The organism is Polaromonas sp. SP1 (genome assembly GCF_003711205.1).
Lineage (GTDB): Bacteria > Pseudomonadota > Gammaproteobacteria > Burkholderiales > Burkholderiaceae_C > Polaromonas.
Genome location: NZ_CP031013.1, coordinates 117,072 through 131,985, shown reverse-complemented (window position 1 = coordinate 131,985; position 14,914 = coordinate 117,072). Strand labels below are relative to the sequence as shown.

Here is a 14,914-nt window from a genome sequence, read left to right as displayed (position 1 = left end):
TGTGCGGATGAACCAGCTTGTCTTCGTGTCCCTGTTCCCTGTCGTGCTGTTGATTGCTACAGGTTTTATAGCGGGCAGGGCACAGTGGATAAGGGCTGGGGCCATAAAAGACCTGTCAAACCTGGTCTTCTTGCTGCTCACACCGGCGCTGTTGTTTCGCACCATGAGCAAGGTGCGCGTTGAGCAACTGGACTTCAAACCCGTGCTCGCCTACTTCCTGGCCGTGATCATTTTGTTTGGCGGCACCTTGCTGCTGCAGGGGTTTAACCGCCGCGCGGCGGTGCTGGCGCTGGCCAATACTTTCTCCAACACCGTGATGATCGGCATCGCGCTGATCGGCCTCATGTATGGGCCCGAGGGGCTGGTGACGCTGTTCACGCTGGTGTCGGTGCATTCGCTGGTGCTGCTGACCAGCGCTACCGTGGTGCTGGAGCTGGCCGTGGCGCACGAGCAAAAGCTGGGCACCAACGACGAAGTCACGACCGCACCGCGCCACCCGGTAGCCACCGTGCTGATGGCTGTCAAGAACGCGCTGCTGCACCCGGTGCCGCTGCCCATCATCGCGGGCCTGCTGTTTGCGCAGACGGGTTTGGCGATTCCCGCCGTGATCGACAAGCCGCTGGAACTGCTGGCCAACGCCTTCGGCCCGCTCGCGCTGGTGCTGGTCGGCGTGACGCTGGCCAACACCCGCGTGGGCGAGCACTGGCGCCAGGCGCTGGCCCTGGCCGGGGTGAAAAATCTGCTGCATCCGCTGCTGGTGTTTTTTCTGTGCCGCCTGCTGGGCGTGAGCGGCGTCCCTATGGCGGTGATGGTGGTCGCCTCGGCTTTGCCCATCGGCGCCAACGTGTTTTTGTTTTCCCAGCGCTACAAGGTGGCCGAAGAGCTGATCACTGCGAGCGTTGTGGTGTCGACCGCGCTGGCCCTGGTCACGCTGACCATGGTGCTGCTGCTGGTCGGGCGTTTTGCGTAAATAAAGGAAGGGTTAGTTGATGCAGTTCCTTCAATCACTGCCGGTCTCGGCGCAAACCATCGGCTTGCTGCTGTTGTCCAACGTGTTCATGACCTTTGCCTGGTACGGGCATCTCAAGAACCTGTCCACCTCGCCCTGGTACATCGCGGCACTCGTCAGCTGGGGCATCGCGCTGTTCGAATACCTGCTGCAGGTGCCCGGCAACCGCATCGGCTTCACCCAATACAGCGTCGGGCAGCTCAAGATCATGCAGGAAGTCATCACGCTGAGCGTGTTTGTGCCTTTTGCGGTGTTCTATTTGAATGAGCCGCTCAAACTCGACTACCTGTGGGCAGCGCTGTGCATGGTGGGCGCGGTCTATTTCATCTTCCGTAGCGCCTGAGTCTTCGGTTTTTGTTATTTCTGTCCCCACCCCCTTCTGGATGCGCCGAGGAGCGGAGGGCCAGACGGATCAGGGCAAAAACTTGTTTGAGCCGAAGGCGAGTTGTTTTTGACCCCGTCTGGACCGAGCACCGCAGGTTGCCCGTAGCGAAGCGAAGGGACGCAGCCAGCAGGGTCGCCTTTTGGTATTCGCATAACTTCGCTTCGCGAAGTGAGCGAATCCCCACTGCGTGACCTTTTGCTTACTTTGCTTTTGGCGAAGCAAAAGAAAAGTGAGTTGCCGCCGGGCAACCCCCGGCCAGCAGCCTCAGCAAGAAACCCCTAAATCCCCAGGCGGTTAAACTCCCGGCAGTCACAAAAACGTCACAAATTTGACATATTCCCCCTAGGAGTCCCCATGCTGTTTGGCAAATTGCTGCCCCGCGAAGGCAATTTTTTCGAGATGTTCAACCAGCATGCCGAACGGATCGTCGAAGCCGCCCATGCGTTTTCGAACCTGGTCGCCAACTACAGTGACGTCCAGAAGCGCGAATCCTTCAACCGCGAAGTCGACCACGCCGAGCGCGCCGCCGACCGCATCACGCATGAAGTCAACCGCGCGCTGCACAAGACCTTCATCACGCCGATCGACCGCGAACAGATCCACAAGCTCATCAACACCATGGACGACGTGGCCGACCTGATCCAGGATTCGGCCGAAACCATGGCGCTGTACGACGTGCGCCACATGACCGAAGACATCGTGCGGCTGACCGACCTCAGCGTCAAATGCTGCGAACGCCTGAAGGACGCCGTGGCGCTGATTGAAAAGGTCAGCGACGCCGCGACGGCCGAAGCCGCCCTCAAGACCTGCGAAGAAATCGACAAGCTCGAGTCCGATGCCGACCGCGTGATGCGCTCGGCCATGAGCCGCCTCTTCCGCGAAGAGCCCGACGTGCGGGAAGTGATCAAACTCAAGGCGGTGTACGAACTGCTCGAAACCATCACCGACAAGTGCGAAGACGTCGCCAACCTGATCGAGGGCATCGTCCTCGAGAACTCCTGATCACGGGCGGCTGAACCATGCAAACCGTACAGGCCGCCCTGTGGGTGGTGTTCCTGCTGGTCTTCCTGGCCATCGCTTTCGACTTCATGAATGGCTTTCATGACGCGGCCAACTCGATTGCCACCGTGGTGTCGACCGGCGTTCTCAAGCCGGGACAGGCGGTGCTGTTCGCCGCCTTCTTCAACTTCCTGGCGTATTTCATCTTCCACCTGAGCGTGGCGGCGACCATCGGCAAGGGCATCGTGATGCCGGGGGTGGTGGACACGCACGTGGTGTTCGGTGCGCTGATTGGCGCCATCACCTGGAACATCCTCACCTGGTTTTACGGCATTCCCAGCAGCTCTTCGCATGCGCTGATCGGCGGCATCGTGGGCGCTGTCATCGCCAAGGCCGGTGCAAGTGCCCTGATCGCGTCAGGCGTGTTCAAGGTGGTGGCTTTTATCTTTGTCTCGCCCCTGCTCGGCTTCCTGCTCGGCTCGCTGATGATGGTGGCGGTGGCCTGGGTGTGCCGCCGGACGACGCCGTCGAAGGCCGACCGGTGGTTTCGCCGGCTGCAGCTGGTGTCTGCCGGTGCGTATAGCCTGGGGCATGGCGGCAACGATGCGCAAAAGACGGCCGGCATTATCTGGCTGCTGCTGATCGCTGCGACCACCAGCAATGTTCAGGGCCTGCCGACCTGGATGATGGCGACCACCGAATACCTGCCAGTCTGGGTGGTCATCGTCTGCTACATCGCCATCGGCTTCGGCACCATGTTCGGCGGCTGGCGCATCGTGAAAACCATGGGCCAGAAAATCACCAAGCTCAAACCCGTGGGCGGCTTCTGCGCTGAAACCGGCGGTGCGATGACGCTGTTCCTGGCGACCGGGCTGGGTATCCCTGTTTCCACCACGCACACCATCACCGGTGCCATCGTGGGCGTCGGCTCCACGCAGCGTGCGTCTGCCGTGCGCTGGGGCGTGGCCGGCAATATCGTTTGGGCCTGGATTTTCACGATCCCTGCCTCGGCCTTCGTCGCCGCAATCGCCTACTGGGTCAGTTTGCAGGTCTTTTGAACACCCCCGTCCAGGCTCACTTCGTGTAGCCTGTTCCCCCCTTGCAGGGGGCGGCGCCTGCGGTCTGGCGAAGCCAGTCCCGCGGCACCCTTGGTTTTCGTCCCTTTTAAACCCAGCATGAGCCGTGGAACCGGCTTTGCCGGGCCACAGGCGGGCGGCCCCCTCGGGGGGCAGCGACCCACACGAAGTGGGGGAGCGTGGGTGCTCTACTGACTGATCTTGCGGGCTTCTTCGACCTGGTATTCGAAGTAGCGCTGAAAGCTGAAGACGATGCTGGACATCAGTGAGATGGTGCCGAACAGCAGGGCGAACACGACCGCGCCTATGGTGAGCCAGTTGGTGTTGCCGGCCTGGGTACCGGGCGTGCCCGTGTTGTGCAGCGCGTTCCATTTGTCCGTCGACATCAGGCCGTAATAAATTGCGGTGAGCGCGGTGCCTGCCAGCGTGAAGCCCAGCAGCGGGATCAGCACCCAGGCCAGGTGGTCGTCCTGGCCGTACAGGCGTACGCGCTCGACACCCCACCAGCCCAGCGCGGCCGCGATGGGGTGCATCCACGCCCAGACGTCGCCTAGGCCGAACAGGTAAAGGCGGTGCACGCCAAGCTGGCCCCCGATAAAGGCCAGCCAGGCGGCCAGGGTTTTGTTTTTGGCGGCTTTAGGGGCCTTAGTGGCGTTCGAGGCGGTTGCTTGCATGCGGCGATTATGCGGCGGGCGCATCTTGGGGTGGCAGCGTGCTGCCTGCGCCCAAGGTCTTTTCCATGATGACGATGTCGCGCCAGGCGCCGAACTTCCATCCGCAGGAGGCGATGGTGCCGACCTCGGTGAAGCCCAGCGAGCGGTGCACGCCCACCGAGCCGGCGTTGGCCGAGTCGCCGATCACGGCCATGGTCTTGCGGATGCCCACTGCCTCGAGCCGGGCCAGCAACTCGGCCAGCAGGGCGCGGCCCAGGCCTTTGCGGTGCTGGTCGGGCGCCAGGTAAATCGAGTCTTCCACCGAAAACCGGTAGGCCGGGCGCGGCTTGAACCAGTTGCCATAGGCAAAGCCCGCGATTTTCCCGCCGTCTTCAGCCACCAGGTAAGGCAGTCCTTTGGACAGCACGTCGGCCCGGCGGGCGGTCATGTCCGCCACGCCGGGCGGCTCGGTTTCAAAGGTGCCCGTGCTGTGGAGCACGTGATGGCCGTAGAGGGCGGTGATGGCGGGAATGTCTTCGTCGCGGCTGGGGCGTATGAGGGGCATGTGGGTCGCAGGTTCAAGGGTATGGGAGGGCGGGGGAGGTGAGTTTGGGCCAAAACCGTTCCGCAGGCTATAATCTCAGGCTTTGCAGCAATTCGCTGGCCGGGTGGCCATGTCGTGTGTCTCAAGCGCTGCAGAACATTGGGGTATCTACCTTACCGGTAAGCCCCACCACCCGAAGGATAAATCATGGTCGTCATTCGACTTGCACGCGGCGGTTCCAAGCACCGTCCTTTTTTCAATATTGTTGTGGCTGACAAACGCGTTCGCCGCGATGGCCGTTTCATCGAGCGCATCGGTTTTTACAACCCGATCGCCAAAGGTGGCGAAGAAGGCCTGCGCATTGCGCAAGACCGCCTGACCCACTGGATCGGTGTGGGCGCCCAGCCGTCCCCTACCGTTCTGCGCCTGGTCAAGCAAGGTGCTTCCGCTGCCGTCAAGACGGCCTGAAAACCGCACTGATCTAGAGATTTGATGCAGCCCGGCCTTCAGCCGTCCGCTGGCTTGACACCCTCAAGCCTGCCGGACGACGCCATCGAAGTCGGGCGCATCCTGGATGCATGGGGTGTCAAGGGCTGGGTGAAAATCCTGCCGCACAGCACCGATCCAGAAGCGCTTTTTGCGGCCAAATCCTGGTTTTTGCAGGCGCCTGACGCCAAATTTCGCCCAGGGTTTACCGTATTTTCCGGCACCGTCACGCTCAGCGTCGACGAAGCCAAAGTCCACTCCGATTCCGTCGTCGCCAAGTTCACCGGCCTGGACGACCGCAATGCCGCCGAGGCCTTGCGCGGCGCGCGCATCTTCTTGCCGCGCAGCAGCTTTCCCGCCGCCTCCAAAGACGAGTACTACTGGGTCGACCTGATCGGCCTGAATGTGGTCAACCGCGAAGGCATGGCCCTGGGCCAGGTGCGCGACCTGATGGCCACCGGCCCGCATTCAGTGCTGTGCGTCGAATACACCGCCCAGCAGGAAGACGGAACCAGCGTAAGCGCCGAACGCATGATCCCCTTTGTCTCTGTCTACGTCGATGCTGTCGATATCGCCGGCAAATGCATCACCGTCGACTGGCAGCCCGATTACTGATTTGGCTTGCCCTGCAGGGCTGATTGCCCTTGCGCGCCGGGCTCGCGCAAAATAGACCCTCCATGCGCTTTGACGTCATCACCCTGTTCCCCGAGCTCTTCGCGCCTTTTTTGGCCAGCGGTGTCACTCGCCGTGCCTACGAGTCAGGCCTGGTAGACGTCAGGCTCTGGAACCCCCGCGAATTTGCCGAGGGCAACTACCGCCGGGTTGACGACCGCTCCTTCGGCGGCGGTCCCGGCATGGTGATGATGGCCGAGCCGCTCGCACTCTGCCTCGAAAAAATCCAGGCCGACCGTGCGGCAAGCGGCGCGCCCAAGGCGCCCACTGTTCTCTTTTCTCCCGTCGGCAAGGCCCTGGACCATGCCGGCGTTGAAAGCTGGTCGGCCAGCGCCGGCGCGGTGCTGATCTGCGGCCGCTATGAAGGGCTTGACCAGCGCTTTATCCAGGCCCATGTTGATCTTCAGATCAGTCTGGGTGACTTCGTGCTTTCGGGCGGTGAAATCGCCGCCATGGCCCTGCTGGACGCCGTGGCTCGCTTGCAGCCCGGGGTGCTCAATGACGAGGGCAGCCACCAACTGGACAGCTTCAACCCGGCGCTCGACGGCCTGCTTGATTGCCCCCATTACACGCGGCCCGAAAACTGGCGCGGCCAGCCCGTGCCGGCCACGCTGATGTCCGGAAACCACGCCCACATCGAGCGCTGGCGGCGTGAGCAACGCTTGGCCTTGACCCAGCGCCAGCGCCCCGAATTGGTGCAAAAGGCGCGGCAGAGTGGGTATTTGAGCGAAAGCGACGAGGCTTTCCTGGCCGATTTGGTCGAAAACCCGGACAAAGACGCTTGAAAAAGCGCCGCCTTGCTATAATCAAAGGCTTTTCGATCCTCTGGCGGCCACTGCAACCATCTGAGTCATCTCCGGATGAATCCATGGATTTGCGGTCTTTAGCGTAGCGCGTGAATGAACGAAGAAGTTAGATGGAAAAATCATGAATCTGATCCAGACCCTCGAGCAGGAAGAAATTTCCCGCCTCAACAAGACCATCCCCGCATACGCACCCGGCGACACCGTCATCGTGAGCGTGAACGTGGTTGAAGGTACCCGCAAGCGTGTGCAGGCTTTTGAAGGTGTGGTGATTGCCAAGCGCAATCGCGGCCTGAACTCCAGCTTCATCGTCCGCAAGATTTCCAACGGCGAAGGCGTCGAGCGCACCTTCCAGGTGTACAGCCCGCTGATCGCCAAGATTGAAGTCAAGCGCCGCGGTGATGTGCGTCGCGCCAAGCTGTACTACCTGCGTAGCCGCAGCGGCAAATCTGCACGTATCAAGGAAAAGCTGGGCGCCTGATCTGCCAGTCCGGTTTTGCCGGACGCAGGGCAGCCCGAACAGCCCCTTTGAAAAAGCCGCTCACCGAGCGGCTTTTTTTATGCCCGCGGTGCACGTCTTGTGAAACCGGTTCAAACTGATCCCACGCACACGTCCCCCATGAACTCCACCAAGCCGCTGCCCAAGTTCGACCCGCGCAGCATTCCCGTCCTCGGCATTGACGACCACCTGGCGGGTGTGCCGCTGGAGCGGCTCTCGCCCGGCGCCCTGCGCGAACGCTTCAGGCACCCGCCGATCTGGACGCCCGAGCACAGCGTCGAGAAAAAATTCACCGACCGCACCCCGGCGTTGGCTGCGGTGCTTATGCCGCTGGTCATGCGAGACGAGTTGACGTTGCTGCTCACCGAGCGCACCACCAACCTTTCCACGCATTCGGGCCAGGTCGCCCTGCCGGGCGGCCGCACTGACGAGACCGACCGCGATGCGGTGCATACCGCCCTGCGGGAAGCGCAGGAGGAAATCGGCCTGCCCGAGGCGCATGTTGAGGTGCTGGGCACCTTGCCCACGTACGTCACCGGCACCGCCTTCATCATCACGCCCGTCGTAGCCCTGGTAAAGCCCGGCTTTGTGCTGCAACCCAACCCGGGCGAAGTCGCCGATGTCTTCGAAGTGCCGCTGGGCTACCTGATGAACCCGGCGAATCACCAGCGCCACGAAATGGAGTTCGACGGCGCGATACGCCAATGGCTCTCCATGCCGTATTCCGACCCTTCCGTCGAAGGCGAAGAAGGTGAGGCCAGGGAGCGCTACATCTGGGGCGCCACAGCCGGCATGCTGCGCAATCTCTATAGATTCTTGAGCGCATAAATAAGCGCACCCCTGTCCAGGCTCACTGCGTGTAGCCTGTTCTCCCCTCAAGGGGACGGCGCCTGCGGTCTGGCAAAGCCGAAAAACTGGCACACCCCTATCGGGCTCACTTCGTGTAGCCCTTTTCCCCTTGGAGGGGACGGGGCCTGCGGCCCGGCAGAGCCGGTTCCGCGGCCCCCACTGGTTAAATACCCCCTGAATATGCCCCCGAATCTTCAACCCGGCATGAGCCGCGGCCTGCAAGGCCTCGGGAGCGATACACAGTGAGCGACCGTGGGGGCCAAGTTATCATCCGACCATGAGCTTTTTTGCCGTTTTGTTTGCACTCATCATCGAACAGGCCCGGCCACTGGCTCGCGGCAACTGGATTCATGCGGGCTTTCGCGGATGGGCGCGATGGACAAACCGCAGTCTGGATGCCGGTAAACCGCACCATGGCTGGATCGCGTGGACGGTCGCCGTGGTGGTGCCGGCGCTCGTCACGGCACTGATTCACTGGCTGCTCTGGAGCGTCAGCGCCGTGCTGGCATTTGCCTGGAGCGTGGCGATTTTGTATGTCACGCTGGGTTTTCGCCAGTTCAGCCATTACTTCACCGACATACGCGATGCGCTGGACGACGGCGACGAAACCACGGCGCGCGAGCTGCTGGCGCAGTGGCGCCAGGTCGACGCCAGTGAGTTGCCGCGCAGCGAAATCGTGCGCCACGTCATCGAGTATTCGGTGCTGGCCGCCCATCGCCATGTGTTTGGCGTGCTGGGCTGGTTCTCGGTGCTCGCCGCGCTGGGCCTGGGGCCGGCGGGTGCGGTGCTCTACCGCATGAGCGAGTTTGTCTCGCGCTACTGGGCCTACAAAAGAAAGACGGCCGCCGCAGCGGGCGAGGGCGCCAGCATGGCCCTGCAGCTGGCCGCCAGCCGCGCCTGGGGCGTGATCGACTTTGTGCCGGCACGCGTCACCTCGCTGGGCTTTGCGGTGGTCGGCAGTTTTGAAGATGCGATCGATGCCTGGCGCAATTACACGCAGCGGTTTGCGGCCAACGCGCCCATGGCCTCCGAGAATCGCAACGACGGCATCATCCTGGCCGCCACCTCAGGCGCGGTGAATGTGCGCCTGGGCGGCGAAGCGCTCAAGACGACTTTTTCGCCGAACACCTCGCAGGGTTTCCAGGCGGGCGGCCTTGACGCGGAAGACAGCATTGCGACCGAAGCCACGCCGGGCCGTGAGCCCGAAGTCGCGCACCTCAGAAGCATCGTGGGGCTGGTCTGGCGCTCCGTGGTGCTCTGGATGGTGCTTCTGGCGCTGCTGACCCTGGCCCGCTTGCTGGGCTGAACCGCGCATCACCTCAACGCTTCAATAGCGGCTCTGCGACAGCTCCGCAAACAGCTCGCTATACAAACGATAGCGGCTGGCGCTTATGCTGCTTGGGCTAGAGGCCGAATTGACCTCTGAAATCACACCGCAGCCCGGCTCATGCAGGTGGGTGCAGTTGTAGAACTTGCAGTCCTGCGCATGGATCTTGAAGTCGGGCATGTAACCGGCCAGCCGCATCGGGTCGATGTGGTGCAGCCCGAATTCCTGGAAACCGGGCGAATCGATCAAGGCCGTGCCCCGCGCATTCCCATCGCCGGTATCGACCCAGTAGAGCGTGGTGCTGGTGGTGGTGTGCTTGCCGGAGTTCAGGGCCTGGGAGATCTCCGCCGTCAGCACCCGTGCATCAGGCACCAGCAGATTGGTCAGGCTGCTTTTACCGGCGCCCGAAGGTCCCAGCACCAGCGTTTTTTTGCCGCGCAGCAGTTCAATCAATTCCTGCAATTCGGCAGGCTGGGTCCTCGCCTGGCTTTCGCTCGCAGTCTTCGGCTTGATCGCCAGCGAGAGCATGCGATAGCCCATGGCCCGGTAGGGCGCCAGCTTGGTCCAGGCGCGGCCAAAGGGCTCGGCCAGGTCGCTTTTGTTCAGCGCGATCACGGGCGTGATGCCTTCAGCCTCAGCGGCGATCAGTGCGCGCGTCAGCTGGCTCTCTGAAAACTCGGGCTCGGCGGCGATGAGGATCAGCACCTGGTCCAGGTTGGCCGCAAAGGACTTGGTGCGCATCTCGTCCTGGCGGTAAAAGAGGTTGCTGCGCTCTTCGATTTTTTCGATGGTGCCTTCGTCCTGCGAGGGCAGCCAGCGGATGCGGTCACCGACCACGGCCTGGCTTTTTTTGCCGCGGGGGTGGCAGATGACACGTTCGCCGCTGTCGGTCTCTACCAGGACATGGCGGCCGAAGCCCGCCACCACCAGCCCCGGCAGCGTGCCCGCGGTGGGGGCTGCGGCGGGGCGCGAAGGTTTGCTCAAGCGAGCAGGGCGTCAACCTTCGACGCGCAAAAGAAGTCGCTGACGGAAATGCCGTCCACATCATGCGTATTGAAACGCACCGTGCATTTGCCGTAGCTCACCGCCAGGTCGGGGTGGTGGTCTTCGGCATTGGCAATGAAGGCCAGCGCGTTCACAAAAGCGATGGTCTCGTAGTAGTTTTTGAAGGTGTAGGTTTTTTCGAGCGAGCCGTCGATCAGGCGCCAGCCCACGGCCTGTTCGCCGTTGAGCTTGCTCAGCTGGGTCACGATTTCAGTGGCGCTCAGCGCCCGGCGGTTCTGGTGGATGGGGTTGCTCATGCTGCTGTGCTTTCGGCGGAAGGGATCATGCGGCCCAGCCGCTCGGAGGCGGGCGGGTGCGAATAGTAAAACTTTACGAACACCGGGTCGGGCGTGAGGGTGCTGGCGTTGTCCTGGTAAAGCTTGAGCAGCGCGCTTTGCAAATCCTTGCCGTCGGTCTGCGCCACGGCATAGGCGTCGGCTTCGAATTCATGCTTGCGCGAGAACTGGGCGAACACCGGCGAGACAAAGAAGCTGAAGAGCGGCACCACCAGCAGGAACAGCAGCAACGCCAGCGCATCGTTGGCGCCGGCCAGGTTGGGCCGCACGCCCAGGCCGGTATAGAACCACACCTGCGACGACAGCCAGCCCAGCAGCGCAAAACCCGCCAGGCTCATGGCGAACATCGAGACGATGCGTTTGATGATGTGTTTGTGCTTGAAATGGCCCAGCTCATGTGCAAGCACGGCATCGACCTCGCCGGGGCTTAGTTGCTTGAGCAGGGTGTCGTAAAACACCACGCGCTTGGCCGCGCCAAAGCCGGTGAAGTAGGCGTTGGCATGGGCTGAACGCTTGCTGCCGTCCATCACAAACAGGCCCTTGGCCGCAAAGCCGCAGCGCTGCATCAGCGCGGTGACGCGTGCCTTGAGCGCTTCATCTTCAAGGGGTTTGAATTTGTTGAACATCGGCGCGATCACGGTGGGGTAGAGCACCAGCACCAGCAGGTTAAAGCCCATCCACACGGCCCAGGCCCACAGCCACCACAGGCTGCCTGCGCTGCCCATCAGCCACAGGATGAGCGCGACGATGGGCAGGCCGATGACGATGCCCACCAGGGTCGACTTCACGAGGTCGGCCAGCCAGAGCTTGAGCGTCATCTTGTTAAAGCCAAAACGCTCTTCAATCCGGAAGGTGCTGTAAAGCGTAAAGGGCAGGTCCAGCAAGCCGCTGACGAGGCCGAATGCCGCCAGCAAAGCCAGCTGCGGCACCAGCGGCCCCCAGGATGACAGGGCTGAGCCGTTGAAGGCCTGGTTCAATGCGTCGATCCCGCCCAGCAAGGTCCAGCCCAGCAGCACGGCGGCGCCAAACGCCATCTCGAGCATGCCAAAGCGCGCCTTGGCGATGGTGTAGTCGGCTGCCTTCTGGTGCGCCTCCAGCGGGATGGTGCCGGCGAATGCCGCAGGCACGGCGTTCCGGTTGCGCGCCACATGGCGGATTTGCCGCGAAGCCAGGTAGAACTTCGTCAACAGGCCCAGCACCAGCACGGCGGAAAACACCCCGGTGAAAACAAGCGAATGGTCGGTCATGGGTGGCAGTTTAGGCGATCAACGAGAATAGCAAGATGCCTGAAACTGAACCCCTACTCAAAAAATCAGACCAGAACCTCGTCTGGCTCGACTGCGAAATGACCGGGCTGGACCCGGAAAAAGAGCGCCTCATTGAAATTGCCGTCATCGTGACCGGCCCGCAACTCACGCCGCGCATCGAAGGCCCCGTCCTGGCTATCCACCAGACCGACGAGTTGCTGGACCAGATGGACGCCTGGAACAAGGGCACCCACGGCCGCAGCGGCCTGATCGACAAGGTCAAGGCCAGCACGGTGGACGAGGCGGACGCCGAGGCGCAGATACTGGCCTTCCTGGCCCAGTACGTGCCCAAGGGCGTTTCACCCCTGTGCGGCAACACCATCAGCCAGGACAGGCGCTTCCTGGTCAAGTACATGCCCAAGCTGGAGGCCTTCCTGCATTACCGCAACATCGACGTGAGCACCTTCAAGGAGCTCGCCAAGCGCTGGCGGCCCGAGGTCTACAGCGCTTTCAAGAAGCGGCAAAGCCATACGGCACTGGCCGATGTGCACGAATCCATCGACGAGCTGGAACATTACCGGGAACACTTCCTGAAGTGATTTTTAAGCCTTTTCGAGCTCTAGCCAAGGCAGCGTCTTGGGATGTTGCTCCTGAAATGATAGCGAAATGAGGCTGAGAGCAGCTTTGGGCAATGAGGCTGTGAAGCCGTAATCACCCCCGTTGGCTGGGGGACTGGTAGAAACCCGTAAAGCACGCTATAATCGTGGGCTTGCGGTTGCACAGGGTGCGCTGCATTTGTACATCTACCTCACACTTTTGGACTCCACAACGGAGTCACCGCTTCGGGTACGGCATCAAACAAGGTTTTGATCGCTCGCTTCCCAAGCTGCATATTCGTTTGATGGTTGATGTTTTATTAACCATGAACGAATCCTTCTGCATCGCAGGAGGTGAAGTTTCCTGTTCCCTCGCCAAAAGCGTTGCGAACAGGTGATTAGTGAGAAAAAAACATGACTGACTCTTTTGAGGCTCGTGGCGACTTTTTGCCTGAAGCCATTGCCGCCGACAACATCGACACCGGTTTCAACGCCGCCCCGGATTTTTCCGATGCGCTGGAAGCCAGCCCCAGCTCGCTCGACGCCGTCGTGGCCGAGCCGAACGGCTTTGTAGAACTTGGCCTGGCCAAGGAACTGCTGCAGGCCGTCGCCGACATGGGCTTTACCAAGCCCACCGCCGTGCAGATGGCCACCATCCCCAAGGCCATGCAGGCGCTGGACGCCGACCCCAAGGCTGCCAAGTTCACCGACTTGCTGGTTTCCAGCCAGACCGGCAGCGGCAAGACCGCCGCTTTCCTGCTGCCCGTGCTGCACACCCTGCTCAAGCAGCAGGAAGAAGCCGAGCGCTTTGAGCGCTCCGAGTTCGAACGCCTGAGCGCAGAAGCCGTCGCCCGCGGCGAAGCCCCCCTGAAAAAGCCCAAGCGCAAAGACCCGACCAGCCCCCGCAACTTCAAGGCCGCCACGCCCGGCGCACTGATCCTGTGCCCCACGCGCGAGCTGGCCCAGCAGGTCTGCGCCGACGCAATCGATCTGGTTCGCCACTGCCGCGGCCTGCGCATCGCCAACGTCGTGGGCGGCATTCCTTACCAACTGCAGATCGCCAAGCTGCAGAACGCCAACCTCGTGGTCGCCACGCCGGGCCGCCTGCTCGACCTGCAGCGCAGCATGCAGATCAAGCTGGACCAGGTGCAGTTCCTCGTCGTCGACGAAGCCGACCGCATGCTGGACCTCGGCTTTGCCGACGACCTGACCGAAGTCAACCAGCTCACGATCGAGCGCAAGCAGACCATGATGTTCAGCGCCACTTTCGCGCCCCGCATCATGCAACTGGCCACCCGCGTCATGCGCACGCCGCAGCGCGTCGAAATCGACTCGCCGCACGAGAAGCACACGTCCATCACGCAATCCCTGCTGTGGGCCGACAACATGACCCACAAGCGCAAGCTGCTGGACCATCTGCTGCGCGACACCACCATCAACCAGGCCATCGTGTTTGCGAGCACCCAGGTTGAATGTGACGGCCTGGCCAACGACCTGGTGCAGGAAGGCTTCAGCGCTGTGGCGCTGCACGGCGCGCTCGGCCAGGGCCTGCGCAACCGCCGCCTGATGGCTTTCCGTGACGGCCGCGTGCAAGTCCTGGTGGCAACCGACGTGGCCGCCCGCGGCCTGGACGTGCCCACCATCACCCACGTGATCAACTACGGCCTGCCCATGAAAGCCGAAGACTACGTGCACCGTATCGGCCGCACCGGCCGTGCCGGCCGCGAAGGCAAGGCCGTGACGATCGCCGAGTTCCGTGATCGCCGCAAGATCCAGGACATCGAACACTACATGCAGCAAAACCTGAAGCCCAGCGTGATCGCCGGCCTCGAGCCGCAGCAGCGCTTCGCCCCGACCTCCGAGCGCCCACGCGGCAACTTCGGTGGTGACCGCGGTGGCCGCAGCTTCGGCGGCGGCGGTGGTGATCGCGGCGGTTACGGCCGCAAGCCGGCCAGCGGTTTTGGCAATGGCGGCTTTGCCGGCTTTGGCAACAACCGCGACGACCGTGGTGGTGATCGCGGCGACCGTGGTTCTTTCCAGGGCCGTCCTCCCGCACCGCACGGCGGCAACAACTACGCAGACCGTTCGGGCTTCAATGACCGCGGCCCGCGCCGCCAGGACGACCGCGGCGGCTTCGGCGGCGGCAACAACGGTGGCTTCGCCCAGCGCGACGACCGCAACTTTGCCCCGCGCAACGAAGGCTTTGCCCCCCGCAATGAAGGCTTCGCACCGCGCCCTGACTTCGCCAACCGCAAGCCTGGTTTTGCCAAGCCTGCCGGCAAGGTGTTTGTGCCCCGCGATGCGGCCAAGAAGCCGGGCAAGTTCTCCAAGCCCTTCCGTGATTGATTTTTAAGTCATCAACGTACGACAAAGCAAAAGCAAAAAGCCGCTGCAGACTTCAAGTCTGTAGCGGCTTTTTTTATGGAGCC

At 62.3% G+C, this 14,914-nt stretch carries 17 protein-coding genes; 12 read left to right on the top strand and 5 right to left on the bottom strand.

Annotated elements, in window-relative coordinates; all coding sequences use genetic code 11:
- Nucleotides 1-7: 7 nt before the first annotated feature.
- The 4 genes from DT070_RS00635 (at nt 8) to DT070_RS00620 (ending at nt 3,451) form a co-directional block, all read left to right on the top strand.
- Entirely contained in the window at nt 8-970 is a 963-nt protein-coding gene (locus DT070_RS00635; protein WP_122953669.1) for an AEC family transporter, read from the top strand.
- A 19-nt stretch (nt 971-989) separates the two neighbouring features.
- Nucleotides 990-1,352, top strand: coding sequence for a DMT family protein (locus DT070_RS00630; protein WP_122953668.1), 363 nt, complete (start codon nt 990-992; stop codon nt 1,350-1,352).
- 396 nt (nt 1,353-1,748) lie between these two features.
- Entirely contained in the window at nt 1,749-2,396 is a 648-nt protein-coding gene (locus DT070_RS00625; RefSeq protein ID WP_122953667.1) for a DUF47 domain-containing protein, read from the top strand.
- Nucleotides 2,397-2,413: 17 nt separating this feature from the next.
- Nucleotides 2,414-3,451 carry an inorganic phosphate transporter gene (locus DT070_RS00620; RefSeq protein WP_122953666.1) on the top strand — a complete coding sequence of 346 codons (1,038 nt, stop codon included), beginning with the start codon at nt 2,414-2,416 and terminating at the stop codon, nt 3,449-3,451.
- A 206-nt stretch (nt 3,452-3,657) separates the two neighbouring features.
- On the opposite strand, the gene DT070_RS00615 is transcribed toward DT070_RS00620, so the two are convergent.
- Nucleotides 3,658-4,143, bottom strand: coding sequence for a hypothetical protein (locus tag DT070_RS00615; protein WP_122957176.1), 486 nt, complete (start codon nt 4,141-4,143; stop codon nt 3,658-3,660).
- A gap of 7 nt (nt 4,144-4,150) precedes the next feature.
- Nucleotides 4,151-4,687 (bottom strand): GNAT family N-acetyltransferase, encoded by a 537-nt coding sequence (locus tag DT070_RS00610; RefSeq protein WP_122953665.1) that lies wholly within the window; start codon nt 4,685-4,687, stop codon nt 4,151-4,153.
- 186 nt (nt 4,688-4,873) lie between these two features.
- Between DT070_RS00610 and rpsP the strand changes: the two genes are divergently transcribed.
- The 6 genes from rpsP (at nt 4,874) to DT070_RS00580 (ending at nt 9,281) form a co-directional block, all read left to right on the top strand.
- The gene (rpsP, locus tag DT070_RS00605) at nt 4,874-5,134 is read left to right on the top strand and encodes a 30S ribosomal protein S16 (RefSeq protein ID WP_092130837.1); all 261 of its coding nucleotides are present in this window, start codon (nt 4,874-4,876) and stop codon (nt 5,132-5,134) included.
- Between the two features lie 24 nt (nt 5,135-5,158).
- Nucleotides 5,159-5,767: a ribosome maturation factor RimM gene (gene rimM, locus DT070_RS00600; RefSeq protein ID WP_122953664.1), complete on the top strand. Its 609-nt coding sequence runs from the start codon at nt 5,159-5,161 to the stop codon at nt 5,765-5,767.
- A 62-nt stretch (nt 5,768-5,829) separates the two neighbouring features.
- Nucleotides 5,830-6,609, top strand: a complete 780-nt coding sequence (trmD, locus tag DT070_RS00595) for a tRNA (guanosine(37)-N1)-methyltransferase TrmD (protein WP_122953663.1) — start codon at nt 5,830-5,832, stop codon at nt 6,607-6,609.
- 142 nt (nt 6,610-6,751) lie between these two features.
- On the top strand, nt 6,752-7,108 hold the full coding sequence (rplS, locus tag DT070_RS00590; protein ID WP_007865865.1) for a 50S ribosomal protein L19: 357 nt from the start codon (nt 6,752-6,754) through the stop codon (nt 7,106-7,108).
- A gap of 138 nt (nt 7,109-7,246) precedes the next feature.
- The gene (locus DT070_RS00585; protein WP_122953662.1) at nt 7,247-7,954 is read left to right on the top strand and encodes a CoA pyrophosphatase; all 708 of its coding nucleotides are present in this window, start codon (nt 7,247-7,249) and stop codon (nt 7,952-7,954) included.
- A gap of 298 nt (nt 7,955-8,252) precedes the next feature.
- The gene (locus tag DT070_RS00580) at nt 8,253-9,281 is read left to right on the top strand and encodes a CobD/CbiB family protein (RefSeq protein ID WP_122953661.1); all 1,029 of its coding nucleotides are present in this window, start codon (nt 8,253-8,255) and stop codon (nt 9,279-9,281) included.
- A 21-nt stretch (nt 9,282-9,302) separates the two neighbouring features.
- Here DT070_RS00580 and rsgA read toward each other — a convergent pair whose 3' ends face one another.
- The 3 genes from rsgA to DT070_RS00565 are packed head-to-tail and all read right to left on the bottom strand — an operon-like array spanning nt 9,303 to nt 11,889.
- Nucleotides 9,303-10,286 (bottom strand): ribosome small subunit-dependent GTPase A, encoded by a 984-nt coding sequence (rsgA, locus tag DT070_RS00575; protein ID WP_122953660.1) that lies wholly within the window; start codon nt 10,284-10,286, stop codon nt 9,303-9,305.
- Nucleotides 10,283-10,603: a 4a-hydroxytetrahydrobiopterin dehydratase gene (locus tag DT070_RS00570; RefSeq protein ID WP_122953659.1), complete on the bottom strand. Its 321-nt coding sequence runs from the start codon at nt 10,601-10,603 to the stop codon at nt 10,283-10,285. Before DT070_RS00570 ends, rsgA begins: the two co-directional genes overlap by 4 nt.
- Nucleotides 10,600-11,889 (bottom strand): M48 family metallopeptidase, encoded by a 1,290-nt coding sequence (locus DT070_RS00565; protein WP_122953658.1) that lies wholly within the window; start codon nt 11,887-11,889, stop codon nt 10,600-10,602. Before DT070_RS00565 ends, DT070_RS00570 begins: the two co-directional genes overlap by 4 nt.
- A 35-nt stretch (nt 11,890-11,924) precedes the next feature.
- On the opposite strand from DT070_RS00565, the gene orn reads away from it, so the two are divergent.
- Nucleotides 11,925-12,488 carry an oligoribonuclease gene (gene orn / locus DT070_RS00560; protein WP_122953657.1) on the top strand — a complete coding sequence of 188 codons (564 nt, stop codon included), beginning with the start codon at nt 11,925-11,927 and terminating at the stop codon, nt 12,486-12,488.
- A 411-nt stretch (nt 12,489-12,899) separates the two neighbouring features.
- Nucleotides 12,900-14,831 carry a DEAD/DEAH box helicase gene (locus DT070_RS00555; RefSeq protein WP_122953656.1) on the top strand — a complete coding sequence of 644 codons (1,932 nt, stop codon included), beginning with the start codon at nt 12,900-12,902 and terminating at the stop codon, nt 14,829-14,831.
- The last annotated feature ends 83 nt before the right edge of the window (nt 14,832-14,914 follow it).

Bases quoted from the DNA above. Each gene is read 5' to 3' on its own strand.
- DT070_RS00610 (WP_122953665.1), bottom strand. From the start codon at position 4,687: ATGCCCCTCATACGCCCCAGCCGCGACGAAGACATTCCCGCCATCACC.
- orn (WP_122953657.1), top strand. From the start codon at position 11,925: ATGCCTGAAACTGAACCCCTACTCAAAAAATCAGACCAGAACCTCGTC.
- DT070_RS00580 (WP_122953661.1), top strand. From the start codon at position 8,253: ATGAGCTTTTTTGCCGTTTTGTTTGCACTCATCATCGAACAGGCCCGG.
- DT070_RS00620 (WP_122953666.1), top strand. From the start codon at position 2,414: ATGCAAACCGTACAGGCCGCCCTGTGGGTGGTGTTCCTGCTGGTCTTC.
- DT070_RS00570 (WP_122953659.1), bottom strand. From the start codon at position 10,603: ATGAGCAACCCCATCCACCAGAACCGCCGGGCGCTGAGCGCCACTGAA.
- rpsP (WP_092130837.1), top strand. From the start codon at position 4,874: ATGGTCGTCATTCGACTTGCACGCGGCGGTTCCAAGCACCGTCCTTTT.
- trmD (WP_122953663.1), top strand. From the start codon at position 5,830: ATGCGCTTTGACGTCATCACCCTGTTCCCCGAGCTCTTCGCGCCTTTT.
- DT070_RS00585 (WP_122953662.1), top strand. From the start codon at position 7,247: ATGAACTCCACCAAGCCGCTGCCCAAGTTCGACCCGCGCAGCATTCCC.
- DT070_RS00635 (WP_122953669.1), top strand. From the start codon at position 8: ATGAACCAGCTTGTCTTCGTGTCCCTGTTCCCTGTCGTGCTGTTGATT.
- DT070_RS00555 (WP_122953656.1), top strand. From the start codon at position 12,900: ATGACTGACTCTTTTGAGGCTCGTGGCGACTTTTTGCCTGAAGCCATT.
- DT070_RS00630 (WP_122953668.1), top strand. From the start codon at position 990: ATGCAGTTCCTTCAATCACTGCCGGTCTCGGCGCAAACCATCGGCTTG.
- rplS (WP_007865865.1), top strand. From the start codon at position 6,752: ATGAATCTGATCCAGACCCTCGAGCAGGAAGAAATTTCCCGCCTCAAC.
- rimM (WP_122953664.1), top strand. From the start codon at position 5,159: ATGCAGCCCGGCCTTCAGCCGTCCGCTGGCTTGACACCCTCAAGCCTG.
- DT070_RS00615 (WP_122957176.1), bottom strand. From the start codon at position 4,143: ATGCAAGCAACCGCCTCGAACGCCACTAAGGCCCCTAAAGCCGCCAAA.
- DT070_RS00565 (WP_122953658.1), bottom strand. From the start codon at position 11,889: ATGACCGACCATTCGCTTGTTTTCACCGGGGTGTTTTCCGCCGTGCTG.
- DT070_RS00625 (WP_122953667.1), top strand. From the start codon at position 1,749: ATGCTGTTTGGCAAATTGCTGCCCCGCGAAGGCAATTTTTTCGAGATG.